This window comes from Mycobacterium mantenii (assembly GCF_010731775.1).
In the GTDB taxonomy this organism is placed as follows: domain Bacteria; phylum Actinomycetota; class Actinomycetes; order Mycobacteriales; family Mycobacteriaceae; genus Mycobacterium; species Mycobacterium mantenii.
Genome location: NZ_AP022590.1, coordinates 1,932,441 through 1,948,414 on the forward strand (window position 1 = coordinate 1,932,441; position 15,974 = coordinate 1,948,414).

Genomic DNA, 15,974 nt, shown 5'->3' on the forward strand with positions numbered 1-15,974 from the left:
GCCGTACCGGGGTAACCCCTGGTATGGCCATGAACGTCGCTCACAAGCTGATCAGCTCGCATCTGGAGTCAGGGGACATGTCCCCGGGAGAAGAGATCGCGATCCGCATCGATCAGACGCTGACCCAGGATGCGACCGGCACGCTGGTGATGCAGGAACTCGAGGCGCTCGGGCTCGATAGCGCCCGCACCGAGGTGAGCGTGCAGTACGTCGACCACAACCTGTTGCAGGGCGACGAGAAGAACGCCGAGGACCACGAGTACCTGCGCACCGCGGCGCAACGCTTCGGGCTGTGGTTCTCCAAAGCGGGCAACGGTGTCTCGCACCCAACTCACATGCAGCGCTTCGGCATCCCCGGCAAGACGATGGTGGGCTCCGACTCCCACACTCCGGCGGCGGGATCGCTGGGCATGCTGGCGATCGGTGTCGGCGGTCTCGAGGTGGCCCTCGCGATAACGGGGCGGCCACTGCACATTCGCATGCCCGAGGTATGGGGCGTGCGGCTCGAGGGTGAGCTGCCCCCTTGGTGTTCGGCCAAAGACGTGATCCTGGAGATGTTGCGGCGCCACGACGTCAAGGGCGGGGTGAACCGGATCATCGAGTATCACGGTCCCGGCGTGGGGACACTGACGGCAATGGACCGCCACGTCATCGCCAACATGGGAGCCGAACTCGGCGCCACCACGACGGTGTTTCCCAGCGACGAAGCCGTGCGCGAATTCCTCCGCGCCGAAGAGCGCGAGGACGACTGGATGGAGTTGGTGGCCGACGAAGACGCCGCGTATGACGTCGAGGACACCATCGACCTGTCGCAGATCGAGCCGCTGATCGCCAAACCGTCGTCACCGGGCAACGTGGTACCGGTTCGCGAGGTGGCCGGCGAGGAGATCGCCCAGGCGGTGATCGGTTCCAGCGCCAACCCCGGGCTGCGGGATTTCGCGATCGTGGCCGCGATGGTGGCGGGACGCCAGACGGCCCCGCAGGTCAGCTTCGACATCAACCCGACATCGCGCGAGATCCTGGCCGACCTGACCAAGATGGGCGCGACGCTGGATCTGGTGGTGGCCGGCGCGCGTATCCACCAGGCGGGCTGCATGGGGTGCATTGGCATGGGCCAGGCTCCCGCGGTCGGTCGCAACTCGCTGCGCACGATGCCGCGCAACTTCCCCGGCCGGTCCGGCACTAAGGAGGATGCGGTCTGGCTGTGCTCGCCCGAAACCGCTGCGGCATCGGCGCTGACGGGAGTGATCACCGATCCGCGGGACTGGGCTAGACAGGAGCGGATGGACTATCCGAAACTCGATCTGCCCGAGCGCAACTCCGTCAACACGGCGATGCTCGTCCCTCCGCTGGACGCGGAGGAGGCACAACGCATCGAACCCGTGAAGGGACCCAACATCTCCAGCCTGCCCGAGTTATCGCCGCTGCCAGACGAACTCGAGGCGCCGGTGCTTCTCAAGGTCGGCGACAACATCTCCACCGACGAAATCTCACCGGCCGGCGTGCAGGCTCTTCCGCTTCGGTCCAACATCCCCAAGCTCGCGATGTTCAGCTTCACCCGGGTCGACGACTCCTACCCCGAGCGGGCTCAACAGGCCGGCGCCGGCGGGCACATCATTGTTGCCGGGGACAACTACGGCCAAGGCTCCTCGCGTGAGCACGCCGCGATCGCGCCGCGCTACCTCGGGTTGCGCGTCGTCATCGCGAAGTCATTCGCACGCATCCACTGGCAAAACCTGGCCAACTACGGGATTTTGGCGCTCGAGTTCGAGAATCCCGACGACTACGACTCGATCGACCAGGACGACACCCTCCGCATCCAGCATCTGAACGCGATCGACGATGAGGATGTCTTACACGTCGACAATGTCGGCAAGGAATCGTCATTCGCGGCGCGGCATCGACTCTCGCCACGACAGGTCAAGGATGTGTTGGCCGGCGGCTTGATTCCACGACTCAACCAAGAGCAGGAGGAAGCTACAGATACGCCGTCTGGTTGACCAGCCGCACCGAAGACGCTCCGTCGGAATAGAACTCGGCGATGCTCAACGACGCCAGGTCGAGGTGCAGCCGATACAAGATGCCGGGCCCGGCGTCCAGCGCCTCGCGCAGCAGCATCTTGATGGGTGTCACGTGGGACACCAACAGCACCGTCGTGCCTTGGTGTGCGGCGACGATCCGGTCGCGAACCCTCGACACCCGGTCGGCCACCGCGTCGAAGCTCTCACCGCCGGGCGGGTCGGTACTGGTGTCGCGCAGCCAGCGACCATGCAGGTCGGGGTCGCGCTCGGCGGCCTCGGCGAAGGTCAGCCCCTCCCAGGATCCGAAATCGGTCTCGATCAAGTCGTCGTCGACGGTCACGTCCAGGCCCAGCGCCTTAGCGGCCGCCGCCGCCGTGTCGTAGGCGCGTTGCAGCGGCGAGGCGAAGACCGCCGAAATCCCGCCGCGCTGCGCCAGATAGCGCGCCGCGGCATCGGCCTGCCGGCGCCCCATCTCGGTGAGCGCCGGGTTGCCCCGGCCCGAATACCGTCGCTGCACCGACAACTCCGTCTGGCCGTGCCGCAGCAACAGCAGCCGCGTCGGGGCGCCGCGCGCGCCGGTCCAGCCGGGCGCCGACGGGGACGGCGCCGTTGCGGGCTCGGGTGGTTCGGGTTTTCCCGCCGGCTCGAATCGTGTCACCGGCGCGGACTCTTCCGTCGCACCGGTGGCCTCGGCCGCGGCGTCCATCGCCTCGTTGGCCAACCGATCGGCGTGGGTGTTGCGGTCCCGGGGAATCCACGTGTAGCTGATCCTCGCGAATCGCGCCGCACGGCTTCTCGCCTGGGCGTGCAGTTCAATCAGGTCGGGGTGCTTGACCTTCCACCGACCCGACATCTGTTCCACCAACAGCTTGGAATCCAGGTACACAGTGGCCTCGGTGGCACCCAGGTTCAGCGCGTCGTCCAAACCGGCTATCAGACCCCGGTATTCGGCCACGTTGTTGGTGGCCCGGCCGATGGCTTGCTTGGCCTCGGCCAGCACGGTCGCGCGGTCCTCGGTCCACACCACGGCGCCGTACCCGGCCGGCCCGGGGTTGCCGCGTGATCCGCCGTCGGCTTCGATGACGACCTTCACTGATCAAACCCCTTGACACGCAGCAGGATCGCGCCACACTCCGGGCAGCGCACCACCTCGTCGTCGGCCGCCGCCGAGATGCGGGACAGCTCGCCGCGGTCGATTTCGAGGCGGCAAGCCCCGCACCGGCGTCCCAGCAGCTGCGCGGCGCCCGGGCCGCCCCCGGCGCGCTGCCGTTCGTACAGGGCGGACAGGGCCGGATCCAGTGCGGCGCTCAGCGATTCACGTCGCGAGGACTGCAGCTCGCGGGCCTCACTGATTTCGGCGATCGCGGCGTCGAGAGCTTGCCGCGCGCCGGCTATCTCGGCCTCCAGTGACGTGAGCGTCTGCTGCTCACCGTCCAGCTCAGATTGCAGCTCCTCGCGACGTTCCATCACCTCCAGCAGCGCGTCCTCCAGGCTGGTCTGACGGCGCTGCAGGGTCTCCAGCTCGTGCTGAAGGTCCGACAGTTGCTTGGCGTCGATGGTGCCCGACTGCAGCAGCGAGCGGTCACGGTCTTCGCGCTGACGCACCGCCTCGATCTCCGCCTCGTGCCGCGACACATGGGCGTCGATGTCTTCCAGGGCGATGCGCACCGCGGCCAGCCGGTCGCCGGCCGCCTCGAACTCCGCCTGCAACCGCTCGCAGGCCTCTTGTTCCGGCAGATGTGCGGCGCGGTGCGTGAGGCGGGACAGCTCGGCGTCGAGTTTCGACAGTTCGAGTAGCGAACGCTGCTGTGCTACTTCGGCTTTCAAGACCCGTCACCCCCGGTGTGCTCGACGTTCCACGGGTCGGTGCGAATCGAGCTCACCCGCACCGAGAGCTCCGCACCGAAATGCGACCGCAGCAGGTCGGCCGCCTGTTGACACCACGGGAATTCACTTGCCCAATGTGCCACATCGATCAATGCCACCTGGGAGGCACGGCGATGCTCGTCCGCCGGATGGTGCCGCAGATCGGCCGTGACGTAGGCCTGCACCGCCGCCCCGGCCGCGGCGGCCAGCAACGAGTCCCCGGCGCCGCCGCAGACGGCGACCCGCGACACCGGCATGTCGGGGTCCCCCGCCGCGCGCACTCCCCAAGAGGTCCGCGGCAATGCGGCGCTCACGCGGGAGACAAAGTCGCGCAACGGTTCCGGGCGCGCCAGCGTCGCGATGCGGCCCAATCCGGCGTCGCTGGGCGGGGGCACCAGCGCAAAGATGTCGAAGGCGGGCTCCTCGTAGGGATGGGCGGCACGCATGGCCGCGAGCACCGCGGCGCGGGCCCGCGCGGGCGCGACGACCTCGAACCGGTCCTCGGCCACCCGCTCGACATTGCCCACGCTGCCCACCGCGGGCGAGGCGCCTTCGTGCGGCAGAAACTGCCCGACGCCGCTGACGGTCCAGCTGCAGTGCGAATAGTCGCCGATATGGCCGGCTCCGGCGGCAAACACCGCCGCCCGCACCGCTTCCGCGTTCTCGCCGGGCACGTAGACGACCCACTTGTCGATGTCGGGCGCGTTCGTTGCCGGTTCGAGCACGGCCTCGACCGTGAGCCCGAGGGCCGCGGCCAGCGCGTCGGAGACCCCCGGGCGGGCCGAGTCGGCATTGGTGTGCGCGGTGAACAGCGAGCGCCCGGTCTGGATCAACCGGTGCACCAGCGCCCCCTTGGGGGTGCTGGCCGCCACCGTGTCCACGCCGCGCAACAGCAGCGGATGGTGGGCCAGCAGCAGCCCCGCCCGGGGAACCTCGTCGACGACCGCCGGCGTCGCGTCGACCGCGACGGTCACCGACTCGAACTCGTCGCCGGGGTCACCGCACACCAGGCCCACCGAGTCCCAGGACTCGGCGAGCCGCGGCGGGTAGGCCTCGTCGAGCACCGCGATGACATCGGCCAGACGCACGCTCACCGCCGCCCCCCGATGCTCTCCGGCGTGACCGCCTCCGCAATCGCCTGCACCAGCTGCGGCCACTCGCGTCGCACGGCCGCCCGCAGGTACCGCTCGTCCAAGCCGACGAACGTATCACAGCGGCGAATGGCAATTCCCCTGTCATGCAGACTTTTTCGCAGCTGGACGGCGTCAGGTGTCTGGAACAGCACGAACGGGGCCCGACCGTCGACCACCTCGGCGCCCACCGAGGCCAGACCGGCCACCATCTCGGCACGCAGCCGGGCCAGGCGGGCCGCCCCGGCCGCCGCCTCGGCGACGGCCCGCCGGCCGCAGCAATCCGCGATGGCCGTCAGTTGCAGCGTCCCCACCGGCCAGTGCGCCCGCTGAGCGGTCAGCCGCGTCAACACCTCCGGGGAACCCAGCGCGTAGCCCACCCGCAACCCGGCCAGCGCCCAGGTCTTGGTCAAGCTGCGCAGCACCAGCACGTCGGGCAGCGCGTCACCGGCCAGCGACTGCGGCTCACCGGGAATCGAGTCGGCGAACGCCTCGTCGACCACCAGGATCCGTCCGGGCCGGCGCAACGCCAGCAGTTGTTCGCGGGTGTGCAGCACCGAGGTGGGGTTGGTCGGATTACCCACCACGACCAGGTCGGCGTCGTCGGGGACGCCCACACCGGCCAGGCCGAACGGCGGCCCCAGCACGACGTGGTGCACCGGCACCCCGGCCGCGCTCAGCGCGACGGCCGGTTCCGTGAACGCCGGGGCGATGATCGCCGCCCGCCGCGGGCGCAGGTTGCTCAACAGGGCGAACGCCTCGGCCGCCCCGGCCAGCGGCAGCACCTCGTCGCGGCTCCGGCCGTGTCGCTCGGCGGCCGCGTCCTGCGCCCGGTGGACGTCGTCGGGGCTCGGGTAGCGCGCCAGGTCGGGCAGCCGCTCAGCCAGCCGGCGCAGCAGCCACTCGGGTGGTTGGCCGTGCCGGACGTTGACGGCGAAATCCAGCATCCCGGGCGCGACGGCCTGATCACCGTGATAGCGCGCCGCAGGCGGGCTCAGGTTCAGACTCGCCATCCGAGAAACACTAGTGGGCCGTGCGGGCCGCCCGAAGCAACACCGTCACACCCGGTCGCACCCATCGAGGACAATGGTGAGGTGACAGGCACAACGTCAGCGGATCGCCAGGCCCCCGGCGCCGCCACCTCCCCGGCCGGCGTGGAGCTGGTGATCTTCGATCTGGACGGCACACTGACCGACTCCGCGGAGGGCATCGTCGCCAGCTTCCTGCATGCGCTCGACCACATCGGCGCCCCGGTGCCACCCGGTGACCTCGTGGCGCAGATCGTCGGCCCGCCGATGGACGACACCTTCCGGGCCATGGAGCTCGGCGACGACGCCGAGAAGGCGATCGCGGCGTTTCGCGCCGAGTACGGCGCCCGGGGCTGGGCGATGAACGCGCTCTTCGACGGGATCGAGGCGCTGCTGGTGGATCTGCGCGCCGCCGGTGTCCGGCTGGCGGTGGCCACCTCCAAGCTGGAGCCGACGGCGCGGCGCATCCTCGCCCATTTCGGGCTTGACCAGCATTTCGAGGTCATCGCCGGCGCGAGTCCCGACGGGTCGCGCAAGACCAAGGTCGAGGTGCTGGCGCACGCGCTGGCGCAGCTGGAACCGCTACCCGAGCGGGTGCTGATGGTCGGTGACCGCAGCCACGACGTGCATGGCGCGGCCGCACACGGCATCGACACCGTGGTGGTCGGGTGGGGCTACGGCAAGGCCGACTTTCCCGACCGCGCCGCCGGAAGCGCGGACGCCTCCGGCGTGACGCACGCCGCCACCATCGACGAACTACGGAGGGAGCTGGGTGTCTGACTCCGAAGCGCTGCATGTCACGTTCGTGTGCACCGGAAACATCTGCCGTTCGGTGATGGCCGAAAAGATGTTCGCCGACCAACTGCGTCGGCGCGGTCTGTCGGGCGCGGTGCGGGTGAGCAGTGCCGGCACCGGTAACTGGCATGTCGGCGAGTGCGCCGACGAGCGGGCCGCCGGCGTGCTGCGCGCCCACGGCTACCCGACCGAGCACCGCGCCACCCAGGTCGACGCCGACCACCTGGGCGCCGACCTGGTGGTGGCCCTGGACCGCAACCACGCCCGGATGCTGCGGCACCTGGGCGCCGACGAGGACCGCGTCCGGATGCTGCGGTCCTTCGATCCGCGCACCGGCGCCCACACCCCCGACGTCGACGATCCCTACTACGGCGACACCGCGGACTTCGAACGCGTCTACACCGTCATCGAGGCCGCGCTGCCGGGCCTGCACGACTGGGTGGATGAGCGGCTCGCGCAGAACGGATCGCTTTGATGCGCCGCCTGCCCTTTCTGCTGCGTCCGGGCTGGATAGTGCTGGCCCTGGTGGTCATCGCCTTCGCCTACCTGTGCTTCACGGTGCTCGCGCCCTGGCAGCTCGGGAAGCACAGCAGGACCTCCGAGGAGAACCGGCAGATCGAATCCTCGCTGAACACCGCGCCGGTCCCGCTGAAAACGCTGCTGCCGCAGCAGAACTCAGCGGCCCCCGGCGCGCAGTGGCGCCAAGTCACCGCCACCGGGCATTACCTGCCCGACGTGCAGGTGCTGGCCCGGTTGCGGGTCATCGATTCGAAGCCGGCGTTCGAGGTGCTGGTGCCGTTCGTCGCCGACGGCGGACCGACCATCCTGGTCGACCGCGGCTACGTGCGGCCCCTGGAGGGGTCCCATGTCCCGCCCATCCCCCGTCCCCCGGCCCAGACGGTGACCATCACGGCGCGGCTGCGCAACTCCGAGACCCCCGCGCCGAACAAGGACCCGTTCGTGGAAGACGGTGTGCAGCAAATGTATTCGATCGACACCGAACAGGTCGCGGTGCTGACCAAGATTCCGCTGGCCGGGTCGTATCTCCAATTGATCGACGGTCAGCCCGGTGGGCTCGGCGTGGTCGGCGTGCCCCAGCTGGACGCCGGCCCGTTCCTGTCCTACGGCATCCAGTGGATCGCGTTCGGCATCCTGGCCCCGATCGGTCTGGGCTACTTCGCCTACTCCGAGATCCGCGCCCGACGTCAGGAGAGGCAACAGCGGCCGTCGCCCGATGCCGAGACGACGCCCGCGCCGCAACCGCCGCAAACCGTGGAGGCCAAACTCGCCGACCGCTACGGCCGCCGACGGTAGCCCGCCAGGCAGATCGACACGGCGGCCAGCACCGCGGCGCCCGCCTGCACCAGCGACGACAGCGCCACCGCGCGCCGCAGGTCGGCCACCGTCGGCTCGCGGCCATCGCCGAGCGTAGGGCGAATCTGCAGCTCGTGGTGGTATTGCGTGGGACCGCCGAGGCGCACGCCCAGCGCCCCCGCGAAGGCCGCCTCGACGACGCCGGCGTTGGGGCTGGGATGACGGGCGGCGTCCCGGCGCCAGGCCCGCGCCGCATCCGCCGGTGATCCGCCGACCAGCGGGGCCATCAGCACCGCCAGCGACGCGGTCGCGCGCGCGGCGACATAGTTGGCGACGTCATCCAATCTCGCTGCGGCCCAACCAAATCGGAGATAACGCGGCGAGCGGTAGCCCACCATCGAGTCCAGGGTGTTGATGGCTCGGTACACCAGAACCGCGGGCACGCCACCGGCCGCCCCGCACAGCAGCGGCGCCACCTGAGCGTCGGAGGTGTTCTCGGCGATCGATTCCAGCGAGGCGCGGGTCAGGCCCGCCCCGTCCAGCGACGCCGGATCACGCCCACACAGCGACGGAAGCAGCCCGCGCGCGCCCTCGACGTCGCCGCGTCCCAGCAGCTCCGACATCTCCAGGCCGGTGCGCGCGAGCGAGGTTCCCCCCAGCGCGACCCAGGTGGCCGCGGCGCCGGCCGCGATCGCCCACGGGTCGCCGCGACGCCCGGCGGCCCGCTGCACCGCCAGGCCGAGCAGGCCCACCGCCGAAATCAGCGTGCCGACGTGGACCGCGCCGGCGATCCGGCCGTCGCGGTAGGTCACGTTTTCCAGCGCGGCGGCGGCTCGGCCGAACAGCGCGACCGGATGACCCCGTCGTGGGTCGCCCAGCGCGCGGTCGGCCAGGTAGCCGATCACCACGCCCGCGATCCGGGTCTGCGTCCCAACCACCTCGGCAGGGTCTCACACCGGGTGCCGCCGTCCTGCCGTCCAGGGCCGTCTAGGCCACCGCCACGATCACGACGATGATGACCAGCACGACCAGGATGGCCAGTGTCCACCACAGCCCGAAGCCATATTTCACATTGCCGTCGGCGCGCGTCATCTGCGGGCTCGTCGACGGGGCGCCCCCCCATTTCCCGCCGGACGAAAGGTTCGGCGGGTCGGGCGGCGGAGGACTTGAATTGCCGGGTTCGGTGCTCATCCGCCCAGGCGTGCCCATTCTCGGGCGGATATAACGTCACCGGATCATTGATCGTGCCGATCGCGCGATGGTCTACTCGAAAGCATGACGCCCATCAGGCAAGGCCCGCGATGAAGCGGCCCGCAACCCGGGTTGCCGACCTGCTGAACCCGGCGGCGACGTTGCTGCCCGCCGCGAACGTCATCATGCAGTTGTCGTTGCCCGGCGTCGGCTATGGCGTGCTGGAAAGCCCGGTGGACAGCGGCAACGTCTACAAGCATCCGTTCAAGCGTGCCCGCACCACCGGCACCTACCTGGCGGCCGCGACCATCGGGACCGATTACGACCGGGCGCTGATCTGCGCCGCCGTCGACGTGGCCCACCGGCAGGTGCGGTCGATGTCGTCGAGCCCGGTGTCCTACAACGCTTTTGACCCGAAGTTGCAGCTGTGGGTGGCGGCGTGCCTGTACCGGTACTTTGTCGACCAGCACGAGTTTTTGCACGGCCCGCTGGACGACGCGACGGCCGACGCCGTCTATCGCAACGCCAGCCGGCTGGGCACCACGCTGCAGGTGCCCGAGCGGATGTGGCCACCGGATCGGCATGCGTTCGACGAGTACTGGAAACGCTCCCTGGACGAGCTGCGGATCGATCCCCCGGTGCGCGAACACCTGCACGGCGTGGCGTCGTTGGCGTTTCTGCCGTGGCCGTTGCGCGTGCTGGCGGGGCCGTTCAACCTGTTCGCGACGACGGGGTTCCTGGCCCCCGAGTTTCGGGCATTGATGCAGCTGGACTGGTCGCCCGGCCAGCAGCGCCGCTTCGGCTGGTTGCTGACGGCACTGCGGCTGGCCGACCGGCTGATCCCGCACTCGGCATGGATCTTCGGCTACCGGCTCTACCTGTGGGACATGAGATCTCGCGCGCGCCAGGGCCGGCGGATCGTCTAGATGGATCGTCTCGCCGGCAAGGTCGCCATCATCACCGGCGCGGGTTCCGGTATCGGGTGGGCCGCCGCGGGCCGCTTCGCCGACGAGGGAGCCCGCGTCGTCTGCGCGGACATCAGCGGTCACGAGCGCGCCATCGCAGACCGGCTCGGCGACGTCGCGATGGCAGTGCACGTCGACGTCACCAACGCCGCCGATGTCCGACACATGGTCGCCACCACCGTCGACCGCTTCGGCCGGGTGGATGTTCTGCTGAACAACGCCGGATTCGGCGGGCCGCACGCGGCCCTGGCCGACACCGACGAAGAACTGTTCAACAAGATCCTGGCGATCAACCTCAAAGGCGTGTTCCTCGGCATGAAATACGCGATCCCCGCGATGCTGCAGGCGGGTGGCGGGTCCATCGTGAACACTGCGTCGGCGTCCGGGCTTGTCGGCTGGAAAGGCTTGTCCTGCTACGCCGCCGCCAAAGCCGCGGTGGTGCAGATGACCAAGTCCGCCGCGCTCGATTACGCGAAGACGAATGTGCGCATCAACGCGATCTGCCCCGGCATGACCTACACCGGCCTGGCCGGGGCCAAACCCGACGACGACGTGCCGCCCGGTGACTACCTGCCGACGCCGATGGGCCGATGGGCGAGCCCGCCGAATTAGCCGCCGCTGCATTGTTTCTCGCGAGCGACGAGGCCTCGTTCGTCACGGGTGCCGCACTGGCCGTCGACGGTGGGTACTCGGCGAGCGGCCCGATGGTCGGCAGGCCCCGCAAAGCGGACTAGCGTGGCAGGGCATGACCTCGTGGGTGAGCCGCCTCGAGGAGCTCAAGATCAAGCACGGCGGCATCGTCGACGCGCCGTACGGCTCGGGCCTGAGTTTCCGCGACCCCGACGGTATTGCGTTGGAGTTCTTCGCACTTCCGGGCTGACGGGCTCAGCGCACCGTCGCGAAGAACGCGCGGAGATCCTCGACGAACAGTTCCGGTTGCTCGAACGCCGCGAAATGCCCGCCGCGCGGCATGTCCGTCCAGTGGGTGATGTTGTAGACCGGTTCGCACCAGCTGCGCGGCGCCTTGAGCAGCTCACCGGGGAAAGCCGCAACGCCCGTGGGCAATTCGACGCGATCCCCGCCGCCCCACACCGCAAAGCTCTCCCAGTACAGGCGGGCCGAGGACGCGGCGGTGTTGGTCACCCAATAGACCATCACGTTGTCCAGCAGCTCGTCGCGGCTGACCGCGTTCTCGGGGTGCCCGTCGCAATCGGCCCAGTCCCAGAACTTTTCGACGATCCAGGCCAGCTGCCCCACGGGCGAATCGGCCAGGCCGTAGCCCAGCGTCTGCGGCCGGGTGGATTGTTGCTTGGAATAGCCGGTGCCCCACTTGCGGTGGTTGGCCAACCCGGCGAGCGCCCGTTGCTCCTCCTCGGTCGGGTTGGTCAGCGAGTCCTTGGTGGGCCTGCCGACCGGCATGTTCAGGTGGATGGCCACGCAATGCCCGACATTGCGGCCGATCTGGGTGGTGACCGCGGCGCCCCAGTCTCCGCCCTGGGCGCCGTAGCGGTCGTAACCCAGGCGCAGCATGAGCGTTTCCCATGCCTCGGCGATCTTCTCCACGCCCCAGCCGGTCGTGGCGGGCTTCCCGGAAAACCCGTACCCCGGTAGCGACGGGCACACGACGTGGAAGGCGTCCTCGGCGCGCCCCGAGGCGGGGTTGGTCAACGGCTCGATCACCTTGTGGAACTCCACGATCGAACCCGGCCAGCCATGGGTGATCAGCAGCGGGAAGGCATCCTCGTGCGGGGATCGCTGGTGAATGAAATGGATGTCCAGCCCGTCGATTTCGGTGGTGAACTGATCGAAGCGGTTGAGCGCGGCCTCCCGCGAACGCCAGTCGTAATCGTTGGCCCAGTAGTCGGCCAGTTCGCGGGTGTAGGCCAACGGCATGCCCTGGCTCCAGTCGTCCACGCATTCGGTCTCGGGCCAACGCGTGCGGGCCAGCCGCGATCGCAGGTCGTCGAGAACGTCGTCGGGAACGTCGATGCGGAACGGTTTCACGGGTTCATAGTGCCCCCGGGCGCAAAGCCCTCGGTACGCACCCCAGCGCGCCGTCCCGCGCACCCCACCTCCCGCTCGCGAGCGTAAGCGCACTGCGGGATTGGCCTCGATTTTTCGCAGTGGGCTTACGCTCGCGGCCCCGGGTGGGCGCGGCCTCAGGGCGCGAGCCTTACAAACCCCGGCGACATGGGCGGCGCCGCGGGCGGTGGCGGTGGAGGTGGCGGCGGAGGCACGGGCTGCTGCGGTGCAGGCGGCGCCTGGAGCGGTGCGGGCGCCGGCTGGAGCGGTGCGGGCGCCGGCTGTTGTGGCCGGGGCGGTGCCTGCTGCGGTCGAGGCGGTGCCGCGATCTGCCGGGGTGGCGTCCGGAGATGCGCCACCGGTGGCGGTGGCGGGATATCCGGCGGTTTCGGCTGAGTGATATCCCCGGAGGGAACCACTCCATGTCGCGAAACGAGCGCTGCGCGGAAATCAGAGCGGTCGCCATCAGATCGGCCCGCCACCAAGGCTCCCTGTCTGTGCGCCGGCATGGCGAAGGTGACCGCAGTATGCGGGTAAGCAGCCCCCGGGGGTGTCGGCGCATTCCGGGCCGACGCGGGATTAGTTATCAGAGACGCGATCTTGCCTCGATCGTATGGGCAGTAAGCCTTGACTGACGCAGTGACGAATCGGGCCTCAGTGCGCGCTAGGCGCCCGGGGGCATACGCACGCTCGGCCGGGTCATGGCCATACGCAAACTGCACCATCGCGTCGACTACGGCGTCCGCCGAAAAGCCGGCATCTACTGCGCGGCAGACTTTATGGGCTGTATCGATCAGGTATGGAACACCCTCGAGGGCAGGGATACCTTCTTGATCGAGCAGGGCGAGAAACTGGTCGTCTTGATTCGGGTCGGCCGCCGCTGCGCCGCCGCGCAGGATTGCAGCGCCAGTTAGCACCAGGACGGCGGTAACCAGAGCGCCGAGGTGGCCGTGGCTGGTGATGCCGGTGGACCTGGTGATGCCGGTAAACATGGCAGTACCTTCGTTCTGTTAAGACCCGTCATATGACGGGCTTTGGATATTCATCTACGCCACGGACGTGGGTAGCTAGGGGGCTAGCGCGGCCTGACCGGCGGCCGGACAGGTGTCAGTCGCTGCACGCGCGCGGCCGCGAGGGCCGCGCACTGATCGGAGCGGTAGCGGCGCAAGAAAAGCGGGCTTGCGGCCATGTTTGCGAGTGGTCGGACATTGGTTTCGCCGATGTTCTGCGCTATTCCGAGGCCCTGCACAGGGATTGCCCGGTCGCGATCCAGGGATTTGGTCACCGCGATATTCCGGGGGCGCGCGTCGCGGCGGGATAACCTTGGATGGCGGGCGTAGAACCTGCCCATTCCGGTACATCTCGGTAGCCGCAGGATGGCGTGTCCAGCAAATTTTTCGCCGCTGGCCAACGGCATATTAAAAGCGTAACTCTGGGCCTTCTACATGGAGAATGTGTATGTCCTGGGCGCTTGCTGCGCGTTAGCTGTTATCCCTTTAGCGAAACGCAGTCGGATAAGCGGAAAATGCATCACCATAGGAACATTGAGACGGCATCAAACGGCCGTCTCATGCGGTGGGAAACCGCGCCGGTCATAGATGATCGGCGCCGCACCGGGGTTCGGCCACGCTCTGAAGGCGTGACCATCAAAGACGCTGATACCTTGACGCTGCGAAGGAACGTTGTCGATTATCTCCGTGAACTTCGTGACGCGCTTTCGTCGCTCGAATTCGCTAACCCTGTCGCTTCCGGGGGGTTCGCACGCGACAGTCTGCCGCCCGGCCCCAGCCGGCACCCTTGGCGAAGCCGGCGATACATCCCGACGGGTGCGGGTGCACGGGACCGCCGAGCGCAACGCCACGGCGAAGGTTGGTGGGCGCGGACGGTATCGAACCGCCGACCGCTGGTGTGTAAAACCAGAGCTCTACCACTGAGCTACGCGCCCTATATGCCCGCCGCAGGCTACACGTCCGACGGCCAAGTTCCCAAAACTTCCGGCCCCCTCGCTAGGCCTTCAACGCCGCCAGGGCGTCGGTCCAGAGCCGCTGGTCGCGGGACTCGCCGGGCTGTTTCATCTCGGCGAAGCGAATGATCCCGGACCGATCGATGACGAACGTCCCGCGGTTGGAGTAGCCGGCGTCCTCGTTGAACACCCCGTAGCTCCGGCTCACCGCGCCGTGTGGCCAGAAGTCCGACAGCACCGGGAACGTGAAGCCGCTGTCCAACGACCAGACCCGGTGGGTCGGCGGCGGGCCGACGGAGATGGCCAGCGCCGCGCTGTCGTCGTTTTCGAAATCGGGCAGGTGGTCGCGCAACTGATCCAGTTCGCCCTGACAGATCCCGGTGAAGGCGAGCGGGAAGAACACCAGCAGCACGTTCTTGGCGTCCCGATACGAGCTCAGCGTGACTCGCTGTTGATTCTGGTCGCGCAAAGTGAAATCCGGGGCGGCTGTGCCGACGGACAGCATCAACGCTTCCCGGCGCGGGATTTGGGCTGCACCAGTCGGCTGGCGCTCCAGTCCCCCAGGTTGACCGACGAGGTCGGCATCAGACCCGCGGTGGGCGCGGCCTCGGCGATTTCGGCCGGCAGCACGTGACCGGGCTTGCCGGTCTTGGGGGTCAGCACCCAGATCACGCCGTCTTCGGCCAGCGCGGTGATGGCGTCCATCAGGGTGTCGACCAGGTCGCCGTCACCGTCTCGCCACCACAGCAACACGACGTCGACCACCTCGTCGGTGTCTTCGTCGAGCAACTCACTGCCGCAGGCTTCCTCGACATCGGCGCGAATCTCGTCATCGGTGTCTTCGTCCCAGCCCCACTCCTGGACAACTTGGTCCCGTTGGATGCCCAGTTTGCGAGCGTAGCTCGGGGCGTGATCCGCCGCGACCACCGTGGAGCCTCCTTCAACATCCGAGCGCTGTGCGATTGGGAATTATCGTCGCACAGCCAGAGCCCGGTCCATACTTCCGCATCATCAGGTTGCCAGGCAGAGTTTCACTGCGTTCTTTTTCGTGTCGTTGAGTTGATCGACCCGTTTGTTGAACTCGCCGGTTCCCGCGTGCGTGCCGATGGCGTTGGCGACCGCGCGGGCGGCGTCGATGTAGGCGTTGAATGCGTCCTTGATCTGCTGCGACATCGCGTCGTTGAAGCTGTTGCCGACCGTGGTGGCGCTGTCGTTGAGGGCTTCGATGGCCGGTCCTTCGGTCGGGCCGGTGCCGCGGCCCGCGTTGAACGCCTGGACGAACTCGTTGGTCTTGTCGATCGCGTTCTTGCTGGTGGTGATCAGCGTGGCGCAGGCGGTGCGCACTGCCTTGGTGGTCAGCGATTGCTGCCGCTGGGACTCCCGGATGCTCGAGGTCGCCGACGACGCCGACACCGACGCGGACACCGACTGCCGGTAGGCCGGCGCCACCTTCGTGTCCGGCGTAGCCGTGCCGTTGGTGACGGAGGTGCACCCGACGATGCCCATCAGCGTCACGGCGACACAACCGAGGGCCAAGGCCCCACGCCGCGAGAAAGCCCATACCTGCATCTGCGGGACGGCACGCCACCGGATGAGCACGAGCCTGACGTTACCGGGTGGGTTGTGCACCTGCCCCATACACGCCGAGTTGGTGTTCGCCAGGTGAAGCGCTGTCGGCT

Annotated in this window: 16 protein-coding genes, 1 tRNA gene and 2 pseudogenes; 7 read left to right on the top strand and 12 right to left on the bottom strand. The window is 68.5% G+C overall.

What is annotated here, in order from left to right:
- The first annotated feature begins 23 nt into the window (after positions 1-23).
- Complete coding sequence (locus G6N50_RS08680) at positions 24-2,000, top strand: aconitate hydratase (RefSeq protein WP_083099172.1); 1,977 nt, start codon at positions 24-26, stop codon at positions 1,998-2,000.
- Here G6N50_RS08680 and G6N50_RS08685 read toward each other — a convergent pair.
- From G6N50_RS08685 to cobC, 4 genes are read right to left on the bottom strand one after another with little or no spacing between them, the layout of a single operon-like run.
- Positions 1,978-3,114, bottom strand: a complete 1,137-nt coding sequence (locus G6N50_RS08685; protein WP_083099174.1) for a bifunctional RNase H/acid phosphatase — start codon at positions 3,112-3,114, stop codon at positions 1,978-1,980. The two genes, G6N50_RS08680 and G6N50_RS08685, sit on opposite strands and share 23 nt — an antisense overlap.
- Positions 3,111-3,848: a zinc ribbon domain-containing protein gene (locus tag G6N50_RS08690; protein WP_083099176.1), complete on the bottom strand. Its 738-nt coding sequence runs from the start codon at positions 3,846-3,848 to the stop codon at positions 3,111-3,113. Before G6N50_RS08690 ends, G6N50_RS08685 begins: the two co-directional genes overlap by 4 nt.
- Positions 3,845-4,981 carry a Nif3-like dinuclear metal center hexameric protein gene (locus G6N50_RS08695; protein WP_083099178.1) on the bottom strand — a complete coding sequence of 379 codons (1,137 nt, stop codon included), beginning with the start codon at positions 4,979-4,981 and terminating at the stop codon, positions 3,845-3,847. The genes G6N50_RS08690 and G6N50_RS08695 overlap by 4 nt, the downstream gene beginning before the upstream one ends.
- Complete coding sequence (gene cobC / locus G6N50_RS08700) at positions 4,978-6,030, bottom strand: Rv2231c family pyridoxal phosphate-dependent protein CobC (protein ID WP_083099180.1); 1,053 nt, start codon at positions 6,028-6,030, stop codon at positions 4,978-4,980. Before cobC ends, G6N50_RS08695 begins: the two co-directional genes overlap by 4 nt.
- Positions 6,031-6,111: 81 nt before the next feature.
- On the opposite strand from cobC, the gene G6N50_RS08705 reads away from it, so the two are divergent.
- From G6N50_RS08705 to G6N50_RS08715, 3 genes are read left to right on the top strand one after another with little or no spacing between them, the layout of a single operon-like run.
- A complete protein-coding gene (locus G6N50_RS08705; RefSeq protein WP_179970104.1) occupies positions 6,112-6,825 on the top strand; it encodes an HAD-IA family hydrolase in 714 nt (237 codons plus the stop codon).
- Positions 6,818-7,315, top strand: coding sequence for a low molecular weight protein-tyrosine-phosphatase (locus G6N50_RS08710; RefSeq protein ID WP_083099182.1), 498 nt, complete (start codon positions 6,818-6,820; stop codon positions 7,313-7,315). The genes G6N50_RS08705 and G6N50_RS08710 overlap by 8 nt, the downstream gene beginning before the upstream one ends.
- Positions 7,315-8,154, top strand: a complete 840-nt coding sequence (locus G6N50_RS08715) for an SURF1 family cytochrome oxidase biogenesis protein (RefSeq protein WP_083099185.1) — start codon at positions 7,315-7,317, stop codon at positions 8,152-8,154. Before G6N50_RS08710 ends, G6N50_RS08715 begins: the two co-directional genes overlap by 1 nt.
- Here G6N50_RS08715 and G6N50_RS08720 read toward each other — a convergent pair.
- Positions 8,136-9,092 carry a cobalamin biosynthesis protein gene (locus G6N50_RS08720; RefSeq protein WP_083099188.1) on the bottom strand — a complete coding sequence of 319 codons (957 nt, stop codon included), beginning with the start codon at positions 9,090-9,092 and terminating at the stop codon, positions 8,136-8,138. The genes G6N50_RS08715 and G6N50_RS08720 overlap by 19 nt on opposite strands.
- Before the next feature lie 49 nt (positions 9,093-9,141).
- Positions 9,142-9,345 (bottom strand): hypothetical protein, encoded by a 204-nt coding sequence (locus tag G6N50_RS08725; RefSeq protein WP_142275768.1) that lies wholly within the window; start codon positions 9,343-9,345, stop codon positions 9,142-9,144.
- A 110-nt stretch (positions 9,346-9,455) separates the two neighbouring features.
- On the opposite strand from G6N50_RS08725, the gene G6N50_RS08730 reads away from it, so the two are divergent.
- The 3 genes and pseudogenes from G6N50_RS08730 to G6N50_RS08740 all read left to right on the top strand — a co-directional run.
- On the top strand, positions 9,456-10,271 hold the full coding sequence (locus tag G6N50_RS08730) for an oxygenase MpaB family protein (protein ID WP_083099191.1): 816 nt from the start codon (positions 9,456-9,458) through the stop codon (positions 10,269-10,271).
- Positions 10,272-11,044: pseudogene (locus tag G6N50_RS08735) on the top strand (SDR family NAD(P)-dependent oxidoreductase).
- Positions 11,045-11,055: 11 nt separating this feature from the next.
- A pseudogene (locus G6N50_RS08740) lies at positions 11,056-11,190 on the top strand (VOC family protein); the annotation flags it as partial.
- Between the two features lie 5 nt (positions 11,191-11,195).
- Here G6N50_RS08740 and G6N50_RS08745 read toward each other — a convergent pair.
- The 6 genes from G6N50_RS08745 to G6N50_RS08770 all read right to left on the bottom strand — a co-directional run bounded on the left by G6N50_RS08745 (position 11,196) and on the right by G6N50_RS08770 (position 15,894).
- Entirely contained in the window at positions 11,196-12,314 is a 1,119-nt protein-coding gene (locus G6N50_RS08745) for an epoxide hydrolase family protein (RefSeq protein ID WP_083099194.1), read from the bottom strand.
- Between the two features lie 155 nt (positions 12,315-12,469).
- Positions 12,470-13,324: a DUF732 domain-containing protein gene (locus G6N50_RS08750; protein WP_083099197.1), complete on the bottom strand. Its 855-nt coding sequence runs from the start codon at positions 13,322-13,324 to the stop codon at positions 12,470-12,472.
- A gap of 878 nt (positions 13,325-14,202) precedes the next feature.
- Positions 14,203-14,277: transfer RNA gene (locus G6N50_RS08755), tRNA-Val, on the bottom strand.
- Positions 14,278-14,338: 61 nt separating this feature from the next.
- Entirely contained in the window at positions 14,339-14,800 is a 462-nt protein-coding gene (locus G6N50_RS08760; RefSeq protein WP_083099199.1) for a peroxiredoxin, read from the bottom strand.
- A complete protein-coding gene (locus tag G6N50_RS08765; RefSeq protein ID WP_067836559.1) occupies positions 14,800-15,222 on the bottom strand; it encodes a DUF3052 domain-containing protein in 423 nt (140 codons plus the stop codon). Before G6N50_RS08765 ends, G6N50_RS08760 begins: the two co-directional genes overlap by 1 nt.
- Positions 15,223-15,306: 84 nt before the next feature.
- Entirely contained in the window at positions 15,307-15,894 is a 588-nt protein-coding gene (locus tag G6N50_RS08770) for a hypothetical protein (RefSeq protein ID WP_083099223.1), read from the bottom strand.
- Positions 15,895-15,974 lie beyond the last annotated feature (80 nt).

Coding starts and splice junctions, on each gene's coding strand:
- G6N50_RS08680 (WP_083099172.1), top strand. CDS start 24: ATGGCCATGAACGTCGCTCACAAGCTGATCAGCTCGCATCTGGAGTCA.
- cobC (WP_083099180.1), bottom strand. CDS start 6,030: ATGGCGAGTCTGAACCTGAGCCCGCCTGCGGCGCGCTATCACGGTGAT.
- G6N50_RS08715 (WP_083099185.1), top strand. CDS start 7,315: ATGCGCCGCCTGCCCTTTCTGCTGCGTCCGGGCTGGATAGTGCTGGCC.
- G6N50_RS08725 (WP_142275768.1), bottom strand. CDS start 9,345: ATGAGCACCGAACCCGGCAATTCAAGTCCTCCGCCGCCCGACCCGCCG.
- G6N50_RS08730 (WP_083099191.1), top strand. CDS start 9,456: ATGAAGCGGCCCGCAACCCGGGTTGCCGACCTGCTGAACCCGGCGGCG.
- G6N50_RS08750 (WP_083099197.1), bottom strand. CDS start 13,324: ATGTTTACCGGCATCACCAGGTCCACCGGCATCACCAGCCACGGCCAC.
- G6N50_RS08760 (WP_083099199.1), bottom strand. CDS start 14,800: ATGCTGTCCGTCGGCACAGCCGCCCCGGATTTCACTTTGCGCGACCAG.